Origin of the sequence: Rathayibacter sp. Leaf248, from assembly GCF_920939495.1 — a bacterium.
Lineage (GTDB): Bacteria > Actinomycetota > Actinomycetes > Actinomycetales > Microbacteriaceae > Rathayibacter > Rathayibacter caricis.
In genome coordinates this window covers 1,516,936-1,537,097 of record NZ_CAKLAV010000001.1, presented here as the reverse complement: position 1 = coordinate 1,537,097, position 20,162 = coordinate 1,516,936, and the positions used below count along the sequence as shown (strand labels likewise).

Genomic DNA, 20,162 nt, shown 5'->3' with positions numbered 1-20,162 from the left:
CGACGCCGGGCCGGCTGGTGCGACCCGATCATGAGCATCCTCTCAGTTCCCGGGCCCGCCGTCGCGTCCAGCGGCCGGTGGGCCACACTGGTGCCATGCCGGACACCGCGGTCGACAGGACCTTCGACGACGCCTACGGGGTGACCATCCACTACCGCTGGTGGTCGCACCCCGCTCCGCGCGCGCTGGTGCAGATCGCGCACGGCGTGGGCGAGCACTCGGGTCGCTACGTGGAGCTCGCCGAGGCGCTCGTCGCCGCAGGCTACTCAGTGGCGGCCGACGACCACCGCGGGCACGGGCGCACCGGCCTCCAGCAGCACGGCGGCGACGCCTCCCAGCTCGGTCGTCTGGGCCCCGGCGGGCTCCGCGCGACGGAGGAGGCGGTCAACCGGCTCACGCGCGAGCTCGCCGCCGAGAACGCGGGCCTCCCGATCGTGCTGCTGGGCCACTCCTGGGGCTCGCTGATGGCGCAGCGGATCGTCGACCACCACTCCTCCGACTACGCCGCCCTGGTGCTCAGCGGCACCGCCTACCGGCTTCCGTTCTTCATGAACGGCGGCGACCTCACCAAGCGCCACCGGCAGCCCGGGGGGCTGGGGCTCGAGTGGCTGTCGCGCGATCCGGCCGTCTGGCAGCTCTTCCACGACGACCAGCTGACGTTCACGGACCCGCTCGCGAAGCGGATCGGGATCGTGGAGACCCTGCGACTGGTCGGCCGCCCCGCGCGCCGCATCGCTCCTCCGCTGCCGTTGCTCATCGTCATCGGCGCCGAGGACACGCTCGGCGGCGAACGGTCGGTGCGGGCGCTGGCCCGGGCCTACCGGCGCCGGTCGGGCTTCACCGACGTCTCGGTGCGGGTGTACCCGGAGGCGCGGCACGAGCTGTTCCAGGAGCTGAACCGCGTCGAGGTCACGGCCGATCTGGTCGCGTGGCTGGACGAGAGATTCGACTCCCGGCCCGCGCGGCCCGCTCCGGCCTAGGCTGGCCCCATGCATGGCGAGTACAAGGTCCCCGGCGGAAAACTCGTGGTCGTCGACCTGGAGGTGGTCGACGGCAGGTTCGCGGACTTCCGCCTCGCGGGCGACTTCTTCCTCGAGCCCGACACGGCGCTCGACGACATCGACCGCGCGGTCGTGGGGCTGCCGGAGGAGAGCGACGCCAAGACGATCGCCGCGGCGATCCGGGCGGCGCTGCCGAGCGATGCCGTGCTGCTGGGCTTCACGCCCGAGGCGGTCGCGGTCGCGATCCGCCGCTCGCTGCAGAAGGCGACGAGCTGGCGCGACTACGACTGGCGGATCGTGCACGCGAAGGCCGTCTCCCCGGCGATGCACCTCGCGCTCGACGAGGTCCTGACGGCCGCCGTCGGCGAGGGCCGGCGCGAACCGACGCTGCGGATCTGGGAGTGGGACCAGCCCGCCGTCGTCATCGGCAGCTTCCAGTCGCTGCGCAACGAGGTCGACCTCGAGAACGCCGAGAAGTACGGCGTCGAGGTGGTCCGGCGCATCTCGGGCGGCGGCGCGATGTTCATGGAGGCGGGCAGCGTCGTCACCTACTCGATCTACGTGCCGGGCGACCTGGTGCAGGGGCTGACCTTCGCCGACTCCTACGCGTTCCTGGACGAGTGGACGATCAGCGCGCTGCAGTCGCTCGGCATCGACGCGGTCTACCAGCCACTCAACGACATCACCTCGCCCTCGGGCAAGATCGGCGGAGCCGCGCAGAAGCGGCTGGGCTCCGGAGCAGTGCTGCACCACGTGACCATGAGCTACGACATCGACGCCGAGAAGATGGTGCAGGTGCTGCGGATCGGCCGCGAGAAGCTGTCCGACAAGGGCATCGCCTCCGCCGTGAAGCGCGTCGACCCGCTGCGCAGCCAGACCGGGCTCAGCCGCGCCGAGATCATCGAGCGGATGAAGGACACCTTCGTGCGCCTGCACGGCGGGACGCCGGGCGACCTCACCGACGCGGAGTACGCGGAGGCCGAGGAGCTGGTGCGGACGAAGTACTCGACGCAGGAGTGGCTGCGCCGGGTGCCGTGAGCCCGCCGGGGCGCCGAGGTCGCCGGGACGGTGCGCGGCGCGCTCAGCTCGCGAGCAGCTCCTGGTAGTCGGGGTGCTCGGCGATGAACTCCGCGACGAACGGGCAGGCCGGCACGATGCGCGAGCCGAAGCGCTCGTGCGCGTCGTCCAGGGCCGCCTCGACCAGGCGGTCGCCGAGCCCCTCGTGCCGGTGCTCGGGGGCGATCTCGGTGTGGAGGAACACCACGTCGGACCCGCGCAGCGCGTAGTCGGCGAGCCCGACGTTCTCGCCGTCGACCCACAGCGTGTACCGGGACTCGGTCGCGTCGTGACGCACTTCTGAGATCATCGCGTCACTCTACGCCGGAGGCCGTCGGGAGCCCGTCAGCCCCGGATCGGAGCCCTGGGCGTGTCGGCGGAGGCGCCCCGCACTGGCAGAATCACAGGATGCCCCTCCCGATCGCGGACGGCGTCCCCGAGCTGCGGAGCGCGGTGATCCACGCCGACAACCTCGACGTCCTGCCGCAGCTGGCCGACGGGTCGTTCACGGTCGTCTACCTCGATCCGCCGTTCAACACGGGGCGCGCGCAGGTGCGCACCTCGACCACGTCGGTGCGCTCGGCGACCGGCACGATCGCCGGGTTCAAGGGCCGCAGCTACGAGCGGATCCGCGGCGACCTGCTGCAGTACGACGACCGGTTCGACGACTACTGGTCGTTCCTGGAGCCGCGACTGGCCGAGGCCTGGCGACTCCTGGCCGACGACGGCACCCTCTACCTCCACCTCGACTACCGAGAGGCGCACTACGCGAAGGTGCTGCTCGACGCGCTCTTCGGCCGCGAGTGCTTCCTGAACGAGATCATCTGGGCCTACGACTACGGGGCGAAGGCCACCCGCCGCTGGCCGACGAAGCACGACACGATCCTCGTGTACGTGAAGGATCCGCGCGGCTACCACTTCGACTCCGTCGCCGTGGACCGCGAGCCGTACATGGCGCCCGGCCTCGTGACGCCCGAGAAGGCCGAGCGCGGCAAGCGGCCGACCGACGTGTGGTGGCACACGATCGTGTCGCCGACGGGGCGCGAGAAGACGGGGTACCCGACGCAGAAGCCGGAGGGGGTGCTGCGGCGCATCGTGCAGGCGTCGAGCCGCGAGGGCGACGCGGTGCTCGACTTCTTCGCGGGCTCCGGGACGACGGGCGCGGTGGCGCACGCGCTCGGGCGCCGCTTCGTGCTCATCGACTCGCACGCCGACGCGGTGGCCGTGATGCGCCGGCGCTTCGCGTCGCTGGATCCGGCTCCGCTCTTCCTCTGAGGCGCGCCGCCGGCCCGCAGCGCTCGACTCCGCGAAAGTTGTCGTACTCGAGCTCGAGTACGACGACTCTGGAGGACTGGACGCGGGAGTCGGCTCTCCCCAGACCCGCGGTTCCTCGCACGTCCACAGATCGGGTGGCGACGACGGTGAGGCGACGCCCGCTCGAGCCATCGTCGGTGCATGAGACCCACCGACCTCGGAGCGTTCAGCCGCCGTACCGCTCTCGCGGAGGGGATGTCCGACGCACAGCTGCGGTCGCCGCTCCTGGCCCACCCCTTCCACGGAGTCCGCACGCGGGTCGCGCCCGTGACCCACGAGGAGCGCGCTCGCGCCTACCTCCCGCGTCTTCGACGTGGGCAGTACTTCTCGCATCTCACGGCGGCCGGCATCTGGGGAGTCCCGCTCCCGTCCCGGTCCGTCCTCGACGACCCGCTGCACGTCTCGGTCCCCGCGCCGCACCGACCTCCGCGCACTCGGGGAGTCGTCGGACACGTCCTGCGTCCCGACTGGACCCGGGTGCTGGTGCGCCGAGGCCTTCCCGTGACCGATCCGGCGACGACGTGGATCCTGCTGGCAGGGGTGCTGCCGCCCCGCGACCTGCTCGCCGCCGCCGACCATCTGCTGTTCACGCCCCGCTTCGCATCGAGGAGCGACCCGCGCCCGTACGCGACGATCGCGGAGGTGGAGCAGCGTCTCGAGGAGTACTCGGGACGCGGCAAGGCGCTCCTCCGCCGGACGCTCCGGCTCGCGTCGGCCGCGTCGGCGTCGCGGCGCGAGACCTGGCTGAGGTCGCTGGCCGTCGAGGCCGGACTGCCTCCGGCCGAGGCGAACGTCGAGATCCTCCACGAGGGCAGGCTCATCGCGATCGGCGACCTGTGCTTCGAGCGGTACAAGGTGCTGGCCGACTACGACGGCAGCCACCACCAGAGCGATGACGTGCAGTACGCCCGAGACCGGGAGCGGAGCCTCGACCTGCAGCTCGCGGGGTGGATCCAGGTGGTGGTGCGCGCCGAGGGCCTGGGTCGCGGGCGCGCGCGCACCATCGCCGAGCTGAAGGCGGCCCTGCGCGCACACGGCTGGCAGGGTTGATCGGCGTGCCGGCGCACAGGCGGCGAGCGGCTCGAGTCTCCAGAAGTCGTCGTACCGGTCACTCGAGTACGACGACTCTCGGGGAGTCGGGGATCCGGTCGGGGGCGAGTCCGCAGAAGTCGTCGTGCTCGAGGTCGAGTACGACGAATCCTGCGGACTCGACGAGGGGCGGGGCGGGGCGGGAGGGTGGGGGCCGGGGGCGGCCGGCGTCAGGAGCTGGCGCGGACGACCAGCTCGGTGGGCATCAGGGTGCGGTGCTCCACCGGGAGGCCCTCGATGCGGGCGACCAGGAGCTCGGCCATGCGGGCGCCCAGCTCGACGGGCATCTGGCGGACGGTGCTCAGGGCGGGCGCGGCGGTGCGGGCGAACATGTCGTCGTCGAAGCCGACGACGGCGACGTCGTCCGGGATGCGCCGGCCGGCCGCCCGCAGCGCCTCGTACGCGCCGACGGCCATCTGGTCGTTGGCGGCGAAGAGGCCGTCGATCGAGGGGTCGCGCTCGAGCAGTCGGCGCATCGCCTCGCGGCCGCTGTCGGGCGAGAAGTCGCCCCACTCGACGAGCGAGTCGTCCAGACCCGCGTCGGCGAGGGTGCGGCGCCAGCCGACGAGCCGGTCGACACCCGGGGGCATGTCGGCGGGGCCGGCGATGGTGGCGAGGCGGCGGCGTCCGCGCTCGACGAGGTGCACGGTCGCGGCGGCCGCCCCCTCCGCGTTGTCGACGTCGACGAAGTACGAGCCGCGCTCCTCCGGCGACAGCGGGCGGCCGCCGAAGACGATCGGGAGCGAGTTGGCGAGAGCCGCGTAGGAGTGGTCGCCCGAGTGGTGCGAGACGACGAGCGCGCCGTCGACGTTGCCGCCGAGGAGGTAGCGGCGGGTCTTCTCCCCGTTGGTCTCGGACGCGATCAGCATCGACAGGGTGTAGTCGGTGTCGGCCAGGCGCATCGCCGCGCCCTGCACGATCGAGGCGAAGAACGGATCGGCGAAGACGCGCGCCGTCGACTCCGGGACGATCAGCGCGATCGACTGCGTGCGCCGCGAGGCGAGCATCCGGGCGGCGCGGTTGGGCACGTAGTCGAGCTCGCCGATCGCCTTCTCGACCGCGGCGACGATGTCGGCGGCCACCTGCGGGGCGCCGTTGACGACCCGCGAGACGGTCGCGCGCGACACTCCGGCGCGCGCCGCGACCATCTCGAGAGTGGGGGAGCGCCCCGCCTCGCGGCCGATCGATCCGTCGGCCACCGGTCAGTCCAGGAGCGACGCGGCGGAACCGCCGAGCAGGCGCGAGTAGACGAGGCCGGAGTCCTTGATCGTGCGCTCCTGGGACTCGTAGTCGACGCGGACGATGCCGAAGCGCTTCTCGTAGCCCCACGCCCACTCGTAGTTGTCGAGCAGCGACCAGACGAAGTAGCCGCGGACGTCGGCGCCCTGGTCGATCGCGTCGGCGACCTTCTCGACGTGGTCGAGGACGTACTGGGTGCGGTCGACGTCGTGCACGCGGCCGTCCTCGACGACGTCGTCGTACGCGGCTCCGTTCTCGGTGACGTAGAGCGGAGGGAGGTTCTCGTACTCCAGGCCCAGGCGGGTGAGCAGGTAGCGCAGTCCGTCGGGGTGCACCTCCCAGTCCATCGCCGTGCGCGGCAGGCCGCGGCTGGGGAAGGTGATGAACTCCGACCCCACGAACGGGGAGGCCGTCTCGCGGTCGGTCGCGACGGCGAAGTCCTCGGCGCCGGCGGGGAGCGGGTGACCCGAGACGTTGTCGTCGTGGTAGTGGTTCACGCCGAGGAAGTCGAGCGGCAGCGAGATGAGGTCGAGGTCGCCGTCGACGATCAGCTCGTCGAGTCCGAGTCCGGCGACGTCCTCGAGCAGGTCCTCGGGGTACTCGCCGCGCAGCAGCGGGTCGAGGAAGATGCGGTTCTGCAGCGCGTCGAAGCGGCGGGCGGCGTCGAGGTCGACCTCGTCCTCGGGGTCGTCGGGGACGGCGTTGGAGAGGTTGAGCGTGATGCCGAGGTTCTGCGCGCCGAGCTGACGCAGCGTCGAGACGGCGAGGCCGTGCGCGAGGTGGGTGTGGTGGACCGCCGCGAGCGCGGCCTGCTGCGAGATCACTCCGGGGGCGTGCACGCCCGCACCGTAGGAGAGCAGCGTCGAGCAGAACGGCTCGTTGAACGTCGTCCAGTGCTGGACGCGGTCGCCGAGGCTCTCGTAGACGGCCTCGGCGTAGTCGCGGAAGCGCTCGGCGGTGTCGCGGTTCGTCCAGCCGCCGGTCTCCTCCACGGCCTGCGGGAGATCCCAGTGGTAGAGCGTCAGCCAGGGCAGGATCCCGGCGCCCAGCAGCTCGTCGACCAGGCGCGAGTAGAAGTCGAGTCCCTCGGCGTTGACGGAGCGGTCGCCCGGCTTCACCCGCGACCAGCTGACCGAGAAGCGGTACGAGCCCAGGCCCAGCTCCTTCATCAGCTGCACGTCGGCGGGCATGCGGTGGTAGTGGTCGACGGCGACCTCGGGGGTGTCGCCCTTCGCGACGGCGCCGGGGACGCGCGAGAACGCGTCCCAGATGCTGTCCTCCTTGCCGCCCTCGTGGCCGGCGCCCTCGATCTGGGCGGCGGCCGTCGCGGAGCCCCACAGGAATCCGACCGGCCAGTCGCGCACGGCGAGGCGCTCGGCCCGGAGGGTCTGCTCAGCGAGGCTCGGCGTCTCGGTGGCGGGGGTGCGGGCAACGCTCATGGGCGACTCCTTCGGCTGGTACGGCCATCCTACGGCCTTCGATGGAGCGCTCTCTCGCCGCCGTACCGGCGCCGCGCCGAGATCTCGCGGCGGCGCCGGAGCGGTTCAGCTCCGCCGGTCGTCGGGTGCGGTCGGAGTCGTGCGGACGGAGTCGGTCCGCACGTCGGGCTCGATGCTGCCGGCGGCGAGATCCGCGCCCGCCCGGGCGGCGAGCTGCGGGTCGGTCCGGCGGAGCTCCTCGGCGCGCTCCTCGTCGGCGGCGAGGTCGTGCGCCTCCTGCATCGCCGACTTCGCGCGCAGCGGCGGCGTCCTGAGGAACCACGACAGCACGAAGGCGAGCAGGACCACGCCGAGGGCGACCGAGAAGACGGTCACGGTGGCGTCGTTGAAGCCGGTCAGGAACGGCGCCGACAGCGCGCGGTCGGCGGTGTTCAGGAACGAGGTGTCGCCGTCGAGAGCCGAGCCGATCGCCGAGGTGTCCTGCGACTGCAGGAGGCCGAGGATCTTCTCGTTCGCGGGGTCGGCCAGGACCGCCGGGTCGGCGAGCGCGGCCTGCAGATCGGAGGCGATCGCCGGCTTCTGGAAGGCGCCCGCGATCGTGTCGGGGATGCGGGTGAACAGCACCGAGAAGATCACCGCGGTGCCCAGGGTGCCGCCGATCTGCCGGAAGAACGTCGAGGCGCTCGTCGCGACTCCCATGTTCGCCACGTCGACCGAGTTCTGCGAGGCGAGGGTGAGCGTCTGCATCATCTGGCCGAGTCCGAGGCCCAGCAGCAGCATGCCGCCCATCATGAACAGGACCGGCTTGTCGATCGAGACGAAGGTGAAATAGAAGAACGCGGCCGACATCAGGAACGTGCCGACGATGGGGAACGCCCGGTAGCGCCCGGTGCGCGAGATGATCTGGCCCGACACGATCGAGGCGATCATGAGGCCGAGGATCATCGGCAGCATCAGGAAGCCGGACTCGGTGGGCGTCGCTCCGTTGACCAGCTGGAGGTAGAGCGGGATGGTCATCATGCCGCCGAACATGCCGAAGCCGACGAGGACGCCCAGCACGGTGGCCATCGAGAAGGTCGGCGAGCGGAAGAGCTTCAGCGGGATCAGCGCGTCGTCGCCCATCATCCGCTCGGCCGCGATGAAGCCGACGATCCCCAGGACGCCGACGATGTAGCAGACCCACGCGATCGGGGAGCTCCAGCCCCACTCGCGGCCCTGCTCCGCGATCAGCAGGAGGGGGCCGGCCGCGACGATGACGAGGGCCGCGCCCCACCAGTCGATGCGGATCGAGCGGGTGCCCGCGGGCTTGGGCAGGTGCAGGAAGCGGAGCACGATGACGAGCGCCACGGCGCCGATCGGCAGGTTGATCAGGAACACCCAGCGCCAGCCGGTGATGAACAGGATCTCGGGTGTGCCGGCGAGCAGGCCGCCGATCAGCGGGCCGACGACGCTCGAGACGCCGAAGACGGCGAGGAAGTAGCCCTGGTACTTGGCGCGCTCGCGCGGCGGGAGGATGTCGCCCATGACGGTCAGGGCGAGCGACATGAGGCCGCCGGCGCCCAGTCCCTGCACCGCGCGGAAGCCGGCGAGGCCGAGCATCGAGGTCGCGAACCCGGCCAGGAGGGAGCCGATCAGGAACAGGACGATCGCGATCAGGTAGAGCGGGCGCCGGCCGAAGATGTCGGAGAGCTTGCCGTAGATCGGGGTCGCGATGGTCGAGACGATCAGGTAGGCGGTGGTGACCCAGGCCTGCTGCGACAGTCCGTCGAGGTCGTCGGCGATCGTGCGCATCGAGGTGCCCACGATCGTCTGGTCGAGCGAGGACAGGAACATCCCCGCCATCAGTCCGAAGATCACGAAGAGGATCTGGCGGTGCGACATGACCGCGCCGGAGGGCGTCGGTGCGGTCGGTCGGGAAGCGGAGTCGGCCATGGGTGTCCCCTCGTCAGGCGGGCGCCTTCAGGGCACGGCGGACCGCCGCGAACGTTGCGTGCTGCGCAAAGTTACACCGGGAGCCGACGCGCCTCCAGAGCCCGCGGCGAGCCTGAACGGGATCTCAGGAGGCGCGCGCGGGCGTCACTCCGATGCGGCGGCGGGCTCCTCGGTCCAGCCCGCCTCGCGGAGCGCGGCCCGGGCTTCGGCCCGGGCGGAGTAGGGCGTGCGGACGCCCCGGATGTCGCGGTAGTTCTGGTGCCCCGGGCCCGCCCAGAGGATCGAGTCGCCCTCCTCGGCGAGCGAGACGGCGACGCGGATCGCGCGCTTGGGGTCGTCGACCTCGTGGATCTCCCCGTTGGGACGCGCGGCGCGGGCGGCCTCGACGAGAGTGCGGCGGATGGAGGCCGGGTCCTCGAAGCGCGGGTGGTGATCGGTGACGACGAGCACGTCGCTGCCGGAGACGGCGGCCTCGGCCATCGCCGGCCGCTTCAGCGTGTCGCGGTCGCCGTCGGCGCCGAACACCATGATCACGCGGCCGCGGGTCACTCCGCGGACCGCCTCGAGCGTGTGCTGGAAGGCGTCGGCGCTGTGTCCGAAGTCGACGTAGACGGTCGGGCCGCGCTCGCCCGAGACGCGCTCGGTGCGACCGGGGAGCGAGACGTCGACTCCGCCGTCGCGGTGCAGAGCGGCGCGGATCTCGCCGAGCGGCCGGCCCGACTCGACCAGCATGACGATGGCGAGGGCCGCATTGGCCGCCATGTGGGCGCCGATGATCGGCACCGAGGTGGTGATCGCCCGCGACTCGCGGTTCTGGATGCGGAAGCCGGTGCGGCCGAACTCCTGCTCGAGGATCGTCACCGTCCAGTCGGCGTCGACGTCCGGGAGCGAGGTGATGGTCGTCACGGGAATGCCGGCCGTGTCGCGGATGCGGGCGCCGGCGGGGGAGTCGAGCGAGACGACGGCGCGTCGGGCCCGGTCCGGCTGGAAGAGCTGCGCCTTCTGGGAGAAGTACGTCTCCATGTCGCCGTAGTCGTCGAGGTGGTCGTGGCTGAGGTTCGTGAATCCCGCGACGTCGAAGACGACCCCGTCGACGCGGTGGCGGGTGAGCGCCTGAGCGCTGACCTCGATCGCCGCGGCTCCCACGCCGTCCTCGTGCATGCGGGCGAGCAGCGCGTGCAGCTCGGTCGCCTCGGGGGTGGTGAGGCCGCTCGTGATCGAGGTGTCGCCGATGTGGCGCTCCGCGGTCGAGCTGAGGCCCGGGACGACGCCGAGCTGGCGGAGGATCCCCTCGATCATGTGCACGGTCGAGGTCTTGCCGTTGGTGCCGGTGACGCCGAAGAGCACCGGCGCGCGCTCGGCCGTGCCGTACACGGCGGCGGCGACGGCGCCCAGGCGCGAGCGCGGGTCGTCGACGACCAGCACCGGCAGGCCCGTGGCGCGGGCGAGCTCCGCCCCGGCCTCATCGGTCATCACCGCGGAAGCGCCGCGCTCGCGGGCCTCGCCGACGAACTCGGCGCCGTGCCGGTTCACTCCGGCGAGCGCGACGAAGAGGTCGCCGGGCTCGACGTCGGACGCGGTCAGCACGACTCCGGTGACCTCGGCGTCGGCCGGATCGTCGGCCGGGATCTCGAGAGTGCGCGCGAGGGCCGCGAGAGGGACCGCGGGGGCGAGGCGGGGTCGGAGCATGGGGTCCTTTCGTCGCCGGGATCGTCGGTGCGGAGCCGAGGGGGCGGACTCGCGCGATCGCCGGTGCTGTCACCCACGCTAGGGGAGTCGAGCAGGTGAATCCTTGAAGGATATTCGAGGCGGGCCCGAAGATCCGGTCGCCGGGCGGCCGTCGGGAGACCTCGACGGACCCGCGTCTAGGCTCGGAGGATGACGTCGAGCGAGAACGAGACCCCCGGCGGACGTCCGGTGCGCCGGCGCGTACTGGTCATCGGAGGAGTCGCGGTGGCCGCGGGGGCGACCGCGTTCGGCGTCGGCGCGGCGATCGGAGCCGGTCGAGGAGCGTCGGCACCGACGGCGGGGGCGACCACTCCCACGACCCCGACGCCCAGTCCGACTCCTCCTCCCTCGGCCACGGCGACCCCGGAGCCGGTCCCGATCGCCACGGAGGAGCCCACGCCCACCCCGACGCCCGGCATCGACCTGTCGGCGAACTCCGTCGACGACGCGGCGAGCCCGTGGGTGGTCGTCAACAAGCTGCGGACGCTGAACCCGGTCGACTACGTCCCCGCCGATCTCGTCTACCCGGACGTCCGCTACGTGAACCGCCAGCCGATGCGGCAGGCGACGGCCGACGCGCTCGTCGCGATGGTCGCGGCCGCGTCGACGGAGGCGGGACTCGCGCTCGCCGTGCAGAGCGCGTACCGCTCCTACGAGACCCAGGTCAGCGTCTACGCGGGCTGGGTGTCGACCCGCGGTCAGGCCGGAGCCGATGCGACGAGCGCGCGGCCCGGGCACAGCGAGCACCAGACGGGCTGGGCCGTCGACGTGGTCGGCGCGTCCGGGACCTGCGCGCTGGAGATCTGCTGGGGGGACACCCCGGAGGGCGTCTGGGTGGGGGAGAACGCGCACCGCTTCGGGTTCCTCGTCCGGTACAAGCCGCAGAACACTCCGATCACCGGGTACGAGTCCGAGCCGTACCACCTGCGGTACGTCGGGACGGAGCTCGCGCAGCACCTGCGCGACACGGGAGTCGAGACGCTGGAACGCCTGTTCGGACTTCCGGATGCGCCCGATTACGCGCCCGGTTCGGTTTCCTAGGCGCTCTAGCGATCACATCCGGGCGTCCGGCGACGTGACACGCGCTGCTCGTTACCGTACTGTTACCCGGAGCGTTTCCGGACGACCCCCTCGTCCGAGCGCGACAGCCCCTTGACAGGGCCACCCCCCCTGTAGATCAGTGCGTCACCGTGCCGTCGCATCCCGAACCGTGAGATACCTCTGTGCCCCCCAGCTCCACCCGCTCCACCCCGACTCCGTCCCCCGCCACCCCCGAGGTCGTCGCTCCCGCCGCGACCGTCGCACCCCTGACCCGCCGCGAGGCCAGGGAGCGGGAGGGCCGCATCCGCCCCGCCGGCCAGGCGACCCCCGTGCAGGACCAGCGCTCGGTCCGCCCCTCCGCCGCCGTGCCGCCGCACCCCGTCGCCGAGACCGTCTTCGTCTCGCGTCGCGACCGTCGCGCCTCCGAGGGCCACCGCCAGCACCGACCGCGCGTCGAGCCCGCCCGTCGCGGCTCCGCGTTCCTCCGGCCCACGCGCCGTCACCTCGTGCTCGCGATGTCCGGCGGCCTCGTCGTCGTCGCCGTCGCCGCGGGGGCGAGCCTGACCATCGGCGGATCGGGGTCGTCCGAGTCCGCCGCGGCCAGCGCCTCGGGGACCGCGGCTCCGACCGCCGTCCCCACCACCGTCGCCGTGCTCCCGGCCACGACCGCCTCCGCCCGCGTCGTGCTGAGCGGCGTGTCGACCACCACCGGCACCGTCGCCGGAGGGACCGCCGTCACGCTGCAGGGCTCGAACCTCGACTCGGTCGCCTCGGTGCGCTTCGGCGAGGCCGAGGGCAGCGTCGCCGTCGAGAACCCCGATCGGATCACGGTCATCGCCCCGCCCGCCTCCGGTGAGGTCGAGGGCGTCGTGCCGGTCGCGTTCTTCGACGCGAGCGGCGCGCCGATCACCTTCGACGCCGTGACCGACGCCGCCGCGGCGGTCACGACCGACGGCACGCCCGTCGTGCAGCCGGCGATCGCGACGACGGCGCCCGAGCCGCTCCTCGCCGACCCGGCCGCGGACCTCGGAGCACCGACGCCCGAGCCGACCGCCACCGCGACAGCGACCGGTGTGCTCGCGACGACCAAGGTCGTCGCGTCGGCCATCACCTTCGCCTACACGCCGGACCCCGCGATCGAGGCCGCGAAGGCCGCCGCAGCGCTCGACGCCAGTCGTCTGGCCTCGCAGCTCGACTACGTCGAGACCTACTGGAACGAGTACAACTCGGCGCAGTACGGAGTCATCGGCGGCAACGACTGCGTCAACTTCGCCTCGCAGTCCCTCATCGCCCGTGGCTGGAGCATGGACTCCGAGTGGAGCTTCTCGGCCGGCGGCGGGTACAGCTCGGCCTGGGCGTCCTCGACGGCGTTCAACTCCTACCTCGCCGCGCACCCCGAGCGCGCGACGCCCCTCGCGAACGACCAGCGCGACCAGGTCGAGGTCGGCGACGTCGTCCAGTTCGACTGGGACGGGTCGGGCGACTGGGACCACACCGGCATCGTCACGAGCGTGGACGGCGACACGGTCCTCTACGCCTCGCACACCGTGGACAACTTCGACCAGGACATCGACTCGGCCTCGGCCGGTCGGATCATGTTCTGGAGCATCTGAACGACGGAGGGCCGCCACCGCCTGAGCGGTGACGGCCCTCCGGGGGTCGAGAGAGTCAGTTCTTGAAGACGTCCTTGACGTCCTCGCCGACCTTCTTGGTGTGGGCCTTCGTCTGATCGGCCTGGCCCTCGGCCTCGAGGCGCTCGTTGTCGGTCAGCTTGCCGACCGCCTCCTTCGCCTTTCCGACCAGGTTCTCAGCGGCGTTGCGGATCTTGTCGTCGGCACCCATCAGGGGCTCCCTTCGTTCTGTTCTCGGATCCTCCGGCGAAGGCCGCTGGAGGGGTGGTGCAGCGAGCGCCGGAGGCGCTGCGCGGGTCAGGAGACGCGGTCCTCTTTCGAGAAGCCGGCGCGGGCGCTCGAGGCGACCTCGAGCACGACCGGCAGGCGGGCGCCGAGGAGCCGGTCGAGGCTCTCGACCTCCTCGTGGACCGCGTCGACCACGGTGCGGGGCGAGACGCCCGACCGGGGGAGGACGCGCACCTTCAGCGCGGTCGTCGAGCCGTGCTCGTACGCCGACACCGTCACGTCCAGCAGGTCACCGCGGCCGGCGAGCGCGTTCTCGAGGACGTCCTCGGCGAAGCCCGTGCCGAACTCCACGGCACCGGCGGGGCCGCCGTCGGCCGACGACTCGTCGCGCAGGACCGTGCCGGTGCGGCCGCGGCCGTGGGCGAGGGCGAGCACCAGGGCGAGCACGACGCCCACCAGGCACACGCCGACGATCGCGTAGAGCGGCCAGAGGACGGCGGCATCGCTCCAGGCGGTGCCGTCCTCGGGCGAGATCCGCGAGACGAGCGACGCCCCCTGGTCGGATCCGAACGCCGAGACGGCGTCGCGCACGGGCTGCGCCACGGCGACCAGGACGAGCCCTGCGGTGACGGCCGCGAGCACGAGGCCCATTACGAGCAGGACGAGGCGGTTGAGGAAGCGGTTGCTCGTGGTCATCAGATCCTCCCGGAGTCGGCGATGCGGACGGAGGCGCGGGTGGCGGGCTGCGGAGCGATGCGCTCCAGCTCCTCGTCGAGGGCCTTCTGCACCGCGTCGCGATCGACGCCGATGCCGGAGGCGGGCGTGATCGAGACGACCGCGGTGCGGCGGCCGATCGAGGCGCTGGTGTCCTCGCGGCGCGACCGCGCGATCGTCCGGGCCGAGCGGGCGAGCGCCGAGGCGATCACTCCGTCGTCGACCACGACCGCGAGGCGGTCGTCGGCGATCGTGTGCCGGGCGCGAGCACCGGGGGCGAGGGCCAGGACGAGCAGGATCAGCGCGAGCAGACCCGTGCCGACGGCGATGCCGATGAGCGCGCCGGTGGCGAGCTCCCCGACTCCGACGAGCGCGGCGAGCAGATCGGACGGCGTGATCAGCAGCGGAGTCGCGCCGAGGACGGCGAGCACCGCCTCGGTGCCGACGTACGCCGCGATCAGCGCGATCACGGTGAGGACCACGATCTCGGCGGCCGAGCGCGACCGGTGGGTCTCGCGCCGCAGGAAGCGGCCGTACCGGGCGTCGGGGGCGGCGTCGCGGGGGGACGATGCGGGGCTCATGCGACTCTCCTCGTGCTGCGGGTCCGGGTGCCGGTGACGCGCACGTCGACGCGGGTGACGGTGCGGCCGGTGAGGGCCTGCATCCGGGCGGCGATGCGGGCTCGGTCGCGGTGGAGGCGGTCGAGCAGGTTCCCGCCGTCGGCTCCGGGAGCCGAGACGGGATCGGGATCGACGACGACCGGAGCGGTGACGGCGAGCGCGAGGCCGCCGCGGTCGTCCGACAGGCGGACGCGGATCGCCGAGACCTCCACGCCGAGCTCCTCGTGCACGACGGCGAGCGCGGTGCGCTCGATCGAGCGGACGCTGACGGTGACGGTCCCCGCCACCGGCGCACCGGTGGCGGGCCGCGACTGCAGGTCGGTGGTCATGCGGTGCTCCTAGCGGGAGGTCGTGCGGCCGCGGAACACGTCCACGAGGCTGCGCACGTCGAGCGATCCGTCGAGCATCCGCGCGATCAGGACGCCCAGCGCCATGAAGACGGCGGTGAGGACGAAGCCCCAGAAGCCGAAGAGCAGGGCGGCGAACGCGAGGATCGCGCCGACGACCACGCCGAGGACGGTGCTGCGGTTCGAGGCGGCGGGGGGAGTGGGGACGCTCATCGGACGCGGCTCTCGGTCTCGGCGGAGTCGTCGTCCCCGGGGATGTGCACGTCGACGATCGCGACGTTGATCTCGGCGACCGCCATGCCCACGAGCTCGGTGATGGCCTCGGCGACGGCGTCGCGCACGCGGTCGGCGACGGTCTGCATCGGCACCGGGTAGGCGACGACGAGGGTCACGTCGACCGCGACCTGGGTCTCGCCGACCTCGACGCGCACGCCCTGGCCGTGGTCGTTGGCGCCGACGGCGGAGCGGATCGCTCCGAACGCGCGGGCCGCGTTGTTGCCCAGGGCGAAGACGCCGGGGACCTCGCGGGCCGCGATGCCGGCGACCTTGGCGATCACGGCGTCGTCGATGACCGTGCGGCCCTGGGCGGTGCCGGACACGGCGCCTCCGAGGCTCGTCACGGTGTCGACGGACGTGTCGACGCGGGGGGTGGAGGGGGTGCGAGTGCTGTCGCTCATGATGTCTCCTGTACGTGTCGTCGGCCGCGGGAGCGCGGTCGGGGATCGGGGGGCCCGGTCGGATCGACTTCGCAGTCTTGCTCGTCCGGGCTGTGCTTACATGAGTCAGACGGAGCCCGGAGGGCGATCGTCACGGTCCGGATCGGGAAATTTCCTGACCGTTGCCTGATAGTCGTCCGGCACGGTGCCGACGGCCGGAGGAGAGAGGGCGCCATGCCGGGTCTGGAGTCGGCGAGCGATGCGCTCCTCGCCGAGCGCTCGGCCGAGGGCGACGTCCGGGCCTTCGAGGTCCTGGTCAAGCGGCACCAGTCGATCCTCCGCGCGTACGCGTGGCGGCTGACGGGCTCGCAGGCCGATGCCTCCGACGCCGTGCAGAACGCGCTCATCACCGTGTGGGCTCAGCTGCCCCAGCTGAAGGAGCCGGCGAGCGTGCGCAGCTGGATGATGCGGATCGTCAGCCGATCCAGCGTCGACCTGATGCGTCAGCGCCGCCCCGCCGACGACGTCGACGCCGTCGAGCACCCCGCCGCGAAGGAGCCGGGGCCCTTCGAGGCCGCCGAGCGCTCCGACGCGATGAAGGCGCTCGCCGCAGCACTGGCCGAACTGCCGGAGTCCCAGCGCCAGTGCTGGCTGCTCCGCGAGGTGGGCGGCGAGTCCTACGGTGAGATCGCCGAGCACCTCGGACTCACTCCGACCGCCGTGCGCGGCAAGCTCGCGCGAGCCCGCGAGTCGCTCGTCGTGGCGATGGAGGACTGGCGATGAAGGACGTCCCCGATGAAGGAGCAGGCCCCATGAACGCCGACGACAGGCCGGAGGTGCCGGGGGACCGGCCGGCCGGACCCGAGCGCAGCGACGCGCTCGAGGTCGTGCCCGTCGAGGCGGTGCCGCTCGACGGCGCAGCCGAGGAGCGCACGATCGACGACCTCAGCGACTACCTCGACCGTGGACGCCTCCCCTACGACCCCGCGATCGAGGAGTCGCCCGAGCACCGCAGGACGCTCCAGGCGCTCGAGCGGGTGCGCGCTCTGTCGGGCGCGTTGATCGACGACGACGCCGAGCGCCTGCCCGCGCCGGAGGAGAGCTGGTTCGGCTCGATCCTCACCCAGGTGCGGCGGGAGGCGCGCGCCGGTCGCGACATCCCGCTGGCGAGCCCCGAACCGGACGTCGAGCTGACGATCACCGAGGGCGCGGTGCGCGGCCTCGTCCGGGAGGCGGGCGACAGCGTCCCCGGCGTGCTGGTCGGCCGCTGCCGGCTGGTCGGCGACGTCGGCGACCCCGAGGCCGAGATCGCGATCGAGGTCACGATCTCGGTGTTCTGGGGCGTGCCGATCGCCGACGCGGCCCAGCAGGTGCGCGAGCGGATCCACTCGCGACTGCTCACCCAGACCGAGCTGAGCATCTCGACGATCGACGTCCGCGTCGAGGACGTCTACATCCCCGGAACGGAGGGGTCGTGAGCACGGCGGGCGGCGTGGTCGCCCCGCAGTCGGAGAGCCCCTCGTCCGTGCTCACCGCGCTCGTGCGCGCCGTTCCCGGAGTGGCGATGGTCGTGCCGGCGCGGGCCGAGGCGCGCGACGTGCTCGCCCACGCGGCGACGGCGCTCGCTCCCTCGCCGATCCCGCTGCTACCCGGCTCCCTGGGCACCGCCTCGGGCGGCACACTCGCGGAGCCGGTGCTGGTGCGGATCGCGCCCGACGGGATCGTCGTCTCGATCGACATCGGAGTGGCCGCCGACGCGTCCGCACCGAGCGTGGCCCGGGCCGTGGGCGCCGTGGCGCGGGAGTGGTGCGAGCAGGAGCACCCGGAGCGCCGCGCGCGGATCGCGGTGCGGATCGCGGCGGTCGACTAGACCCCGGGGATCGCCGTCGTCGGCTCGGGTCGGCGGGCGCTCAGCGCTGATCGGCGCGCTCAGCCCTGATCGGCGAGGAACGACTCCGTCTCGGCGGCGGTCGGGGCCGACACGGCCGCGCCCGCGCGCGTCACCGAGACGGCGGCCGCCGCGCCGGCCCAGCGGACCAGGGGCAGCAGCGCCTCCGGATCGGCGAGGTCGACGGCGCTCGCCGCCAACCGGGCCGAGAAGGCGCCGCAGAAGGTGTCGCCGGCTCCCGTCGTGTCGACGGCGCGGACGCGGAAAGCGGGGGCGTGCAGCGGTTCGCGACCGCGCACGGCGACGACCACTCCGTCGGAGCCGAGCGTGACGAGGACGAGCGGCACGAGCGCCGTCAGCGCCGCGGCCAGCGCGGTGTCGTCCGCCGCCTCGAGGCCGCGCGCGCTCCCGAGCTCCCGCGCCTCGTGCTCGTTGACGATCAGCACGTCGAGCGCCGCGAGCAGCCCGTCCGGCAGCGGCCCGATCGGCGCGGCGTTCAGGATCGTGACGACCCCGGCGGCGCGCGCCGCGCGGGCGGCGGCGAGCACCGTCTCCTGCGGCACCTCGAGCTGGAGGAGCAGAGCAGAGGCGCCCGCGACGACCTCCTCCTCCGCGCCGGTCAGCCCCGTGAACGCGGCGTTCGCTCCGGAGTCGACGACGATCGCGTTCTCGCCCGCGTCGTCGACCGTGATCTGCGCCGTGCCCGTGCGCTGCTCGACGCGGCGGGCGTGCAACTCGAGCGGCTCGCGGGCGAGCACCTCGGCGAGCTCGTCGCCGGCCGCATCGCGCCCGAGGCTCGTGACGAACGCGGTCCCCGCGGCGGTCCGGGCCGCGGCCACCGCCTGGTTCAGGCCCTTGCCGCCCGGGAACGTGCGGTAGTCGGAGGCCAGCACCGTCTCACCGGGAGCCGGGATGCGGGCGACGCGGTGGACGTGGTCGAGGTTGGCGCTTCCGAGGACGACGAGGGGCATGCCCTCGACGTTAGGGCACGCGCAAGGGGCTCCGCGCGACGCGGCCCGCGCCTACGGTGGAGGCATGGACACTCGAACTCTCGGACGCACAGGTGCGCCCGTCTCCGTCGTCGGCCTCGGAACCTGGCAGCTCGGTGCCGACTGGGGTGACGTCGCCGAGAACGACGCCCTCGCGATCCTCGACGCCGCCGTGGAGTCGGGGGTCACCCTCTTCGACACCGCCGACGTGTACGGCGACGGCCGCAGCGAGCGCACGATCGGCTCCTACCTCGCCGCGCACCCCGACTCCGGGGTGTTCGTCGCGACCAAGATGGGCCGCCGCGTCGATCAGGTGCCCGAGAACTACGTGCTCGACAACTTCCGCGCCTGGACCGACCGCTCGCGCAAGAACCTCGGCGTCGACACCCTCGACCTCGTGCAGCTGCACTGCCCGCCCACCTCCGTCTACTCCGACGACGCCGTCTTCGACGCGCTCGACACCCTCGTCTCCGAGGGCGCGATCGCGAACTACGGCGTCTCGGTCGAGCGCACGGAGGAGGCGCTCACCGCGATCGCGCGGCCGAACGTCGCGAGCGTGCAGATCATCCTGAACGCGTTCCGCCTGAAGCCGCTCGACGCGGTGCTGCCCGCCGCCCGCGAAGCCGGAGTGGGGATCCTCGCCCGGGTGCCGCTCGCCTCGGGACTGCTGAGCGGCCGGTACACGACCGAGACGACGTTCGCGGCCGACGACCACCGCAACTACAACCGCGACGGCTCCGCGTTCGACGTCGGCGAGACGTTCTCGGGCGTCGACTTCGCGACCGGAGTCGAGGCCGCGCAGGAGTTCTCGCGCCTCGCCGCCGACCACGGCCTCGCCCCCGCGGCCGCCGCGCTCGCCTGGATCATCCAGCAGGACGGCGTCACCTCCGTGATCCCCGGCGCCCGCTCGCCCGAGCAGGCCCGCGCGAACGCGACCGCCGCCGACGCGGCTCCGCTCGGCCCCGCGTTCATGGAGGCCGTGAACGCCCTCTACGACACCCACTTCCGCCCCGCCGTCCACCTCCGCTGGTAGCCGCTCGGCCCTGACTCGCCCGGAAGGGCTCGTTCTCCAGCGCGAGAACGAGCCCTTCCGGGCAACTCAGTTGGGGCTGTGGAGAGTTGTGCACGCGGCGGCACGGAAGTCGTCAGCATGGGCGCGTGCATGGAGATCTTCCCGAGGGTGTGTTCCGGGTGTCGGAGGGATACGAGGCGGGGGCGACGCGAGCGGGGATGCGCGGGATCGCGGCGCC

General features: G+C 72.7%; 22 protein-coding genes. 10 read left to right on the top strand and 12 right to left on the bottom strand.

Annotated features, from left to right (window positions below; translation table 11 throughout):
* Positions 1-95 precede the first annotated feature (95 nt).
* Positions 96-980 carry an alpha/beta fold hydrolase gene (locus LRG51_RS07555; protein WP_230671951.1) on the top strand — a complete coding sequence of 295 codons (885 nt, stop codon included), beginning with the start codon at positions 96-98 and terminating at the stop codon, positions 978-980.
* 9 nt (positions 981-989) lie between these two features.
* Complete coding sequence (locus LRG51_RS07550) at positions 990-2,039, top strand: lipoate--protein ligase family protein (protein ID WP_055786840.1); 1,050 nt, start codon at positions 990-992, stop codon at positions 2,037-2,039.
* Between the two features lie 43 nt (positions 2,040-2,082).
* On the opposite strand, the gene LRG51_RS07545 is transcribed toward LRG51_RS07550, so the two are convergent.
* A complete protein-coding gene (locus tag LRG51_RS07545) occupies positions 2,083-2,367 on the bottom strand; it encodes a GNAT family N-acetyltransferase (protein WP_055786843.1) in 285 nt (94 codons plus the stop codon).
* A 98-nt stretch (positions 2,368-2,465) separates the two neighbouring features.
* Here LRG51_RS07545 and LRG51_RS07540 point away from each other — a divergent pair, with 98 nt between their 5' ends.
* The gene (locus LRG51_RS07540; RefSeq protein ID WP_055786845.1) at positions 2,466-3,332 is read left to right on the top strand and encodes a DNA-methyltransferase; all 867 of its coding nucleotides are present in this window, start codon (positions 2,466-2,468) and stop codon (positions 3,330-3,332) included.
* 180 nt (positions 3,333-3,512) lie between these two features.
* Positions 3,513-4,421 (top strand): hypothetical protein, encoded by a 909-nt coding sequence (locus LRG51_RS07535; RefSeq protein ID WP_157603044.1) that lies wholly within the window; start codon positions 3,513-3,515, stop codon positions 4,419-4,421.
* Positions 4,422-4,630: 209 nt separating this feature from the next.
* Here the strand turns inward: LRG51_RS07535 and LRG51_RS07530 are convergent, their stop codons facing one another.
* The 4 genes from LRG51_RS07530 to LRG51_RS07515 all read right to left on the bottom strand — a co-directional run bounded on the left by LRG51_RS07530 (position 4,631) and on the right by LRG51_RS07515 (position 10,759).
* Complete coding sequence (locus tag LRG51_RS07530; protein ID WP_230673104.1) at positions 4,631-5,608, bottom strand: LacI family DNA-binding transcriptional regulator; 978 nt, start codon at positions 5,606-5,608, stop codon at positions 4,631-4,633.
* A 54-nt stretch (positions 5,609-5,662) separates the two neighbouring features.
* Positions 5,663-7,138, bottom strand: a complete 1,476-nt coding sequence (locus LRG51_RS07525) for a GH1 family beta-glucosidase (protein ID WP_230671950.1) — start codon at positions 7,136-7,138, stop codon at positions 5,663-5,665.
* A 105-nt stretch (positions 7,139-7,243) separates the two neighbouring features.
* Positions 7,244-9,070, bottom strand: a complete 1,827-nt coding sequence (locus LRG51_RS07520; RefSeq protein WP_230671948.1) for an MDR family MFS transporter — start codon at positions 9,068-9,070, stop codon at positions 7,244-7,246.
* A gap of 144 nt (positions 9,071-9,214) precedes the next feature.
* The gene (locus tag LRG51_RS07515; protein ID WP_230671946.1) at positions 9,215-10,759 is read right to left on the bottom strand and encodes a Mur ligase family protein; all 1,545 of its coding nucleotides are present in this window, start codon (positions 10,757-10,759) and stop codon (positions 9,215-9,217) included.
* Positions 10,760-10,948: 189 nt separating this feature from the next.
* On the opposite strand from LRG51_RS07515, the gene LRG51_RS07510 reads away from it, so the two are divergent.
* Both LRG51_RS07510 and LRG51_RS07505 read left to right on the top strand, forming a co-directional pair.
* Positions 10,949-11,839 carry a M15 family metallopeptidase gene (locus LRG51_RS07510; protein WP_055786854.1) on the top strand — a complete coding sequence of 297 codons (891 nt, stop codon included), beginning with the start codon at positions 10,949-10,951 and terminating at the stop codon, positions 11,837-11,839.
* A 182-nt stretch (positions 11,840-12,021) separates the two neighbouring features.
* Positions 12,022-13,452 (top strand): amidase domain-containing protein, encoded by a 1,431-nt coding sequence (locus LRG51_RS07505; RefSeq protein ID WP_055786857.1) that lies wholly within the window; start codon positions 12,022-12,024, stop codon positions 13,450-13,452.
* 55 nt (positions 13,453-13,507) lie between these two features.
* Here LRG51_RS07505 and LRG51_RS07500 read toward each other — a convergent pair whose 3' ends face one another.
* The 6 genes from LRG51_RS07500 to LRG51_RS07475 form a co-directional block, all read right to left on the bottom strand.
* On the bottom strand, positions 13,508-13,681 hold the full coding sequence (locus LRG51_RS07500) for a CsbD family protein (protein WP_082480972.1): 174 nt from the start codon (positions 13,679-13,681) through the stop codon (positions 13,508-13,510).
* 86 nt (positions 13,682-13,767) lie between these two features.
* The gene (locus LRG51_RS07495) at positions 13,768-14,394 is read right to left on the bottom strand and encodes a hypothetical protein (RefSeq protein WP_055786860.1); all 627 of its coding nucleotides are present in this window, start codon (positions 14,392-14,394) and stop codon (positions 13,768-13,770) included.
* A complete protein-coding gene (locus LRG51_RS07490) occupies positions 14,394-14,993 on the bottom strand; it encodes a DUF6286 domain-containing protein (protein WP_230671944.1) in 600 nt (199 codons plus the stop codon). Before LRG51_RS07490 ends, LRG51_RS07495 begins: the two co-directional genes overlap by 1 nt.
* The gene (locus LRG51_RS07485) at positions 14,990-15,361 is read right to left on the bottom strand and encodes a hypothetical protein (RefSeq protein ID WP_055786866.1); all 372 of its coding nucleotides are present in this window, start codon (positions 15,359-15,361) and stop codon (positions 14,990-14,992) included. Before LRG51_RS07485 ends, LRG51_RS07490 begins: the two co-directional genes overlap by 4 nt.
* Before the next feature lie 9 nt (positions 15,362-15,370).
* Positions 15,371-15,592, bottom strand: a complete 222-nt coding sequence (locus LRG51_RS07480; RefSeq protein ID WP_055786870.1) for a DUF2273 domain-containing protein — start codon at positions 15,590-15,592, stop codon at positions 15,371-15,373.
* Positions 15,589-16,056, bottom strand: coding sequence for an Asp23/Gls24 family envelope stress response protein (locus tag LRG51_RS07475; RefSeq protein WP_055786873.1), 468 nt, complete (start codon positions 16,054-16,056; stop codon positions 15,589-15,591). Before LRG51_RS07475 ends, LRG51_RS07480 begins: the two co-directional genes overlap by 4 nt.
* Positions 16,057-16,269: 213 nt before the next feature.
* On the opposite strand from LRG51_RS07475, the gene LRG51_RS07470 reads away from it, so the two are divergent.
* The 3 genes from LRG51_RS07470 to LRG51_RS07460 are packed head-to-tail and all read left to right on the top strand — an operon-like array spanning position 16,270 to position 17,905.
* The gene (locus tag LRG51_RS07470) at positions 16,270-16,818 is read left to right on the top strand and encodes an RNA polymerase sigma factor (protein WP_055786875.1); all 549 of its coding nucleotides are present in this window, start codon (positions 16,270-16,272) and stop codon (positions 16,816-16,818) included.
* A gap of 29 nt (positions 16,819-16,847) precedes the next feature.
* Positions 16,848-17,513: an Asp23/Gls24 family envelope stress response protein gene (locus tag LRG51_RS07465; protein ID WP_055786877.1), complete on the top strand. Its 666-nt coding sequence runs from the start codon at positions 16,848-16,850 to the stop codon at positions 17,511-17,513.
* Positions 17,510-17,905 (top strand): hypothetical protein, encoded by a 396-nt coding sequence (locus LRG51_RS07460; RefSeq protein WP_055786880.1) that lies wholly within the window; start codon positions 17,510-17,512, stop codon positions 17,903-17,905. Before LRG51_RS07465 ends, LRG51_RS07460 begins: the two co-directional genes overlap by 4 nt.
* Positions 17,906-17,964: 59 nt before the next feature.
* Here LRG51_RS07460 and LRG51_RS07455 read toward each other — a convergent pair whose 3' ends face one another.
* Positions 17,965-18,894 (bottom strand): ribokinase, encoded by a 930-nt coding sequence (locus LRG51_RS07455; protein ID WP_230671942.1) that lies wholly within the window; start codon positions 18,892-18,894, stop codon positions 17,965-17,967.
* Between the two features lie 64 nt (positions 18,895-18,958).
* On the opposite strand from LRG51_RS07455, the gene LRG51_RS07450 reads away from it, so the two are divergent.
* Positions 18,959-19,945, top strand: a complete 987-nt coding sequence (locus LRG51_RS07450; protein WP_055786886.1) for an aldo/keto reductase — start codon at positions 18,959-18,961, stop codon at positions 19,943-19,945.
* Positions 19,946-20,162 lie beyond the last annotated feature (217 nt).

Coding starts and splice junctions, on each gene's coding strand:
- LRG51_RS07555 (WP_230671951.1), top strand. CDS start 96: ATGCCGGACACCGCGGTCGACAGGACCTTCGACGACGCCTACGGGGTG.
- LRG51_RS07540 (WP_055786845.1), top strand. CDS start 2,466: ATGCCCCTCCCGATCGCGGACGGCGTCCCCGAGCTGCGGAGCGCGGTG.
- LRG51_RS07550 (WP_055786840.1), top strand. CDS start 990: ATGCATGGCGAGTACAAGGTCCCCGGCGGAAAACTCGTGGTCGTCGAC.
- LRG51_RS07535 (WP_157603044.1), top strand. CDS start 3,513: ATGAGACCCACCGACCTCGGAGCGTTCAGCCGCCGTACCGCTCTCGCG.
- LRG51_RS07465 (WP_055786877.1), top strand. CDS start 16,848: ATGAACGCCGACGACAGGCCGGAGGTGCCGGGGGACCGGCCGGCCGGA.
- LRG51_RS07495 (WP_055786860.1), bottom strand. CDS start 14,394: ATGACCACGAGCAACCGCTTCCTCAACCGCCTCGTCCTGCTCGTAATG.
- LRG51_RS07545 (WP_055786843.1), bottom strand. CDS start 2,367: ATGATCTCAGAAGTGCGTCACGACGCGACCGAGTCCCGGTACACGCTG.
- LRG51_RS07510 (WP_055786854.1), top strand. CDS start 10,949: ATGACGTCGAGCGAGAACGAGACCCCCGGCGGACGTCCGGTGCGCCGG.
- LRG51_RS07475 (WP_055786873.1), bottom strand. CDS start 16,056: ATGAGCGACAGCACTCGCACCCCCTCCACCCCCCGCGTCGACACGTCC.
- LRG51_RS07455 (WP_230671942.1), bottom strand. CDS start 18,894: ATGCCCCTCGTCGTCCTCGGAAGCGCCAACCTCGACCACGTCCACCGC.
- LRG51_RS07480 (WP_055786870.1), bottom strand. CDS start 15,592: ATGAGCGTCCCCACTCCCCCCGCCGCCTCGAACCGCAGCACCGTCCTC.
- LRG51_RS07485 (WP_055786866.1), bottom strand. CDS start 15,361: ATGACCACCGACCTGCAGTCGCGGCCCGCCACCGGTGCGCCGGTGGCG.
- LRG51_RS07470 (WP_055786875.1), top strand. CDS start 16,270: ATGCCGGGTCTGGAGTCGGCGAGCGATGCGCTCCTCGCCGAGCGCTCG.
- LRG51_RS07525 (WP_230671950.1), bottom strand. CDS start 7,138: ATGAGCGTTGCCCGCACCCCCGCCACCGAGACGCCGAGCCTCGCTGAG.
- LRG51_RS07515 (WP_230671946.1), bottom strand. CDS start 10,759: ATGCTCCGACCCCGCCTCGCCCCCGCGGTCCCTCTCGCGGCCCTCGCG.
- LRG51_RS07520 (WP_230671948.1), bottom strand. CDS start 9,070: ATGGCCGACTCCGCTTCCCGACCGACCGCACCGACGCCCTCCGGCGCG.
- LRG51_RS07490 (WP_230671944.1), bottom strand. CDS start 14,993: ATGAGCCCCGCATCGTCCCCCCGCGACGCCGCCCCCGACGCCCGGTAC.
- LRG51_RS07530 (WP_230673104.1), bottom strand. CDS start 5,608: ATGGTCGCGGCGCGCGCCGGAGTGTCGCGCGCGACCGTCTCGCGGGTC.
- LRG51_RS07500 (WP_082480972.1), bottom strand. CDS start 13,681: ATGGGTGCCGACGACAAGATCCGCAACGCCGCTGAGAACCTGGTCGGA.
- LRG51_RS07450 (WP_055786886.1), top strand. CDS start 18,959: ATGGACACTCGAACTCTCGGACGCACAGGTGCGCCCGTCTCCGTCGTC.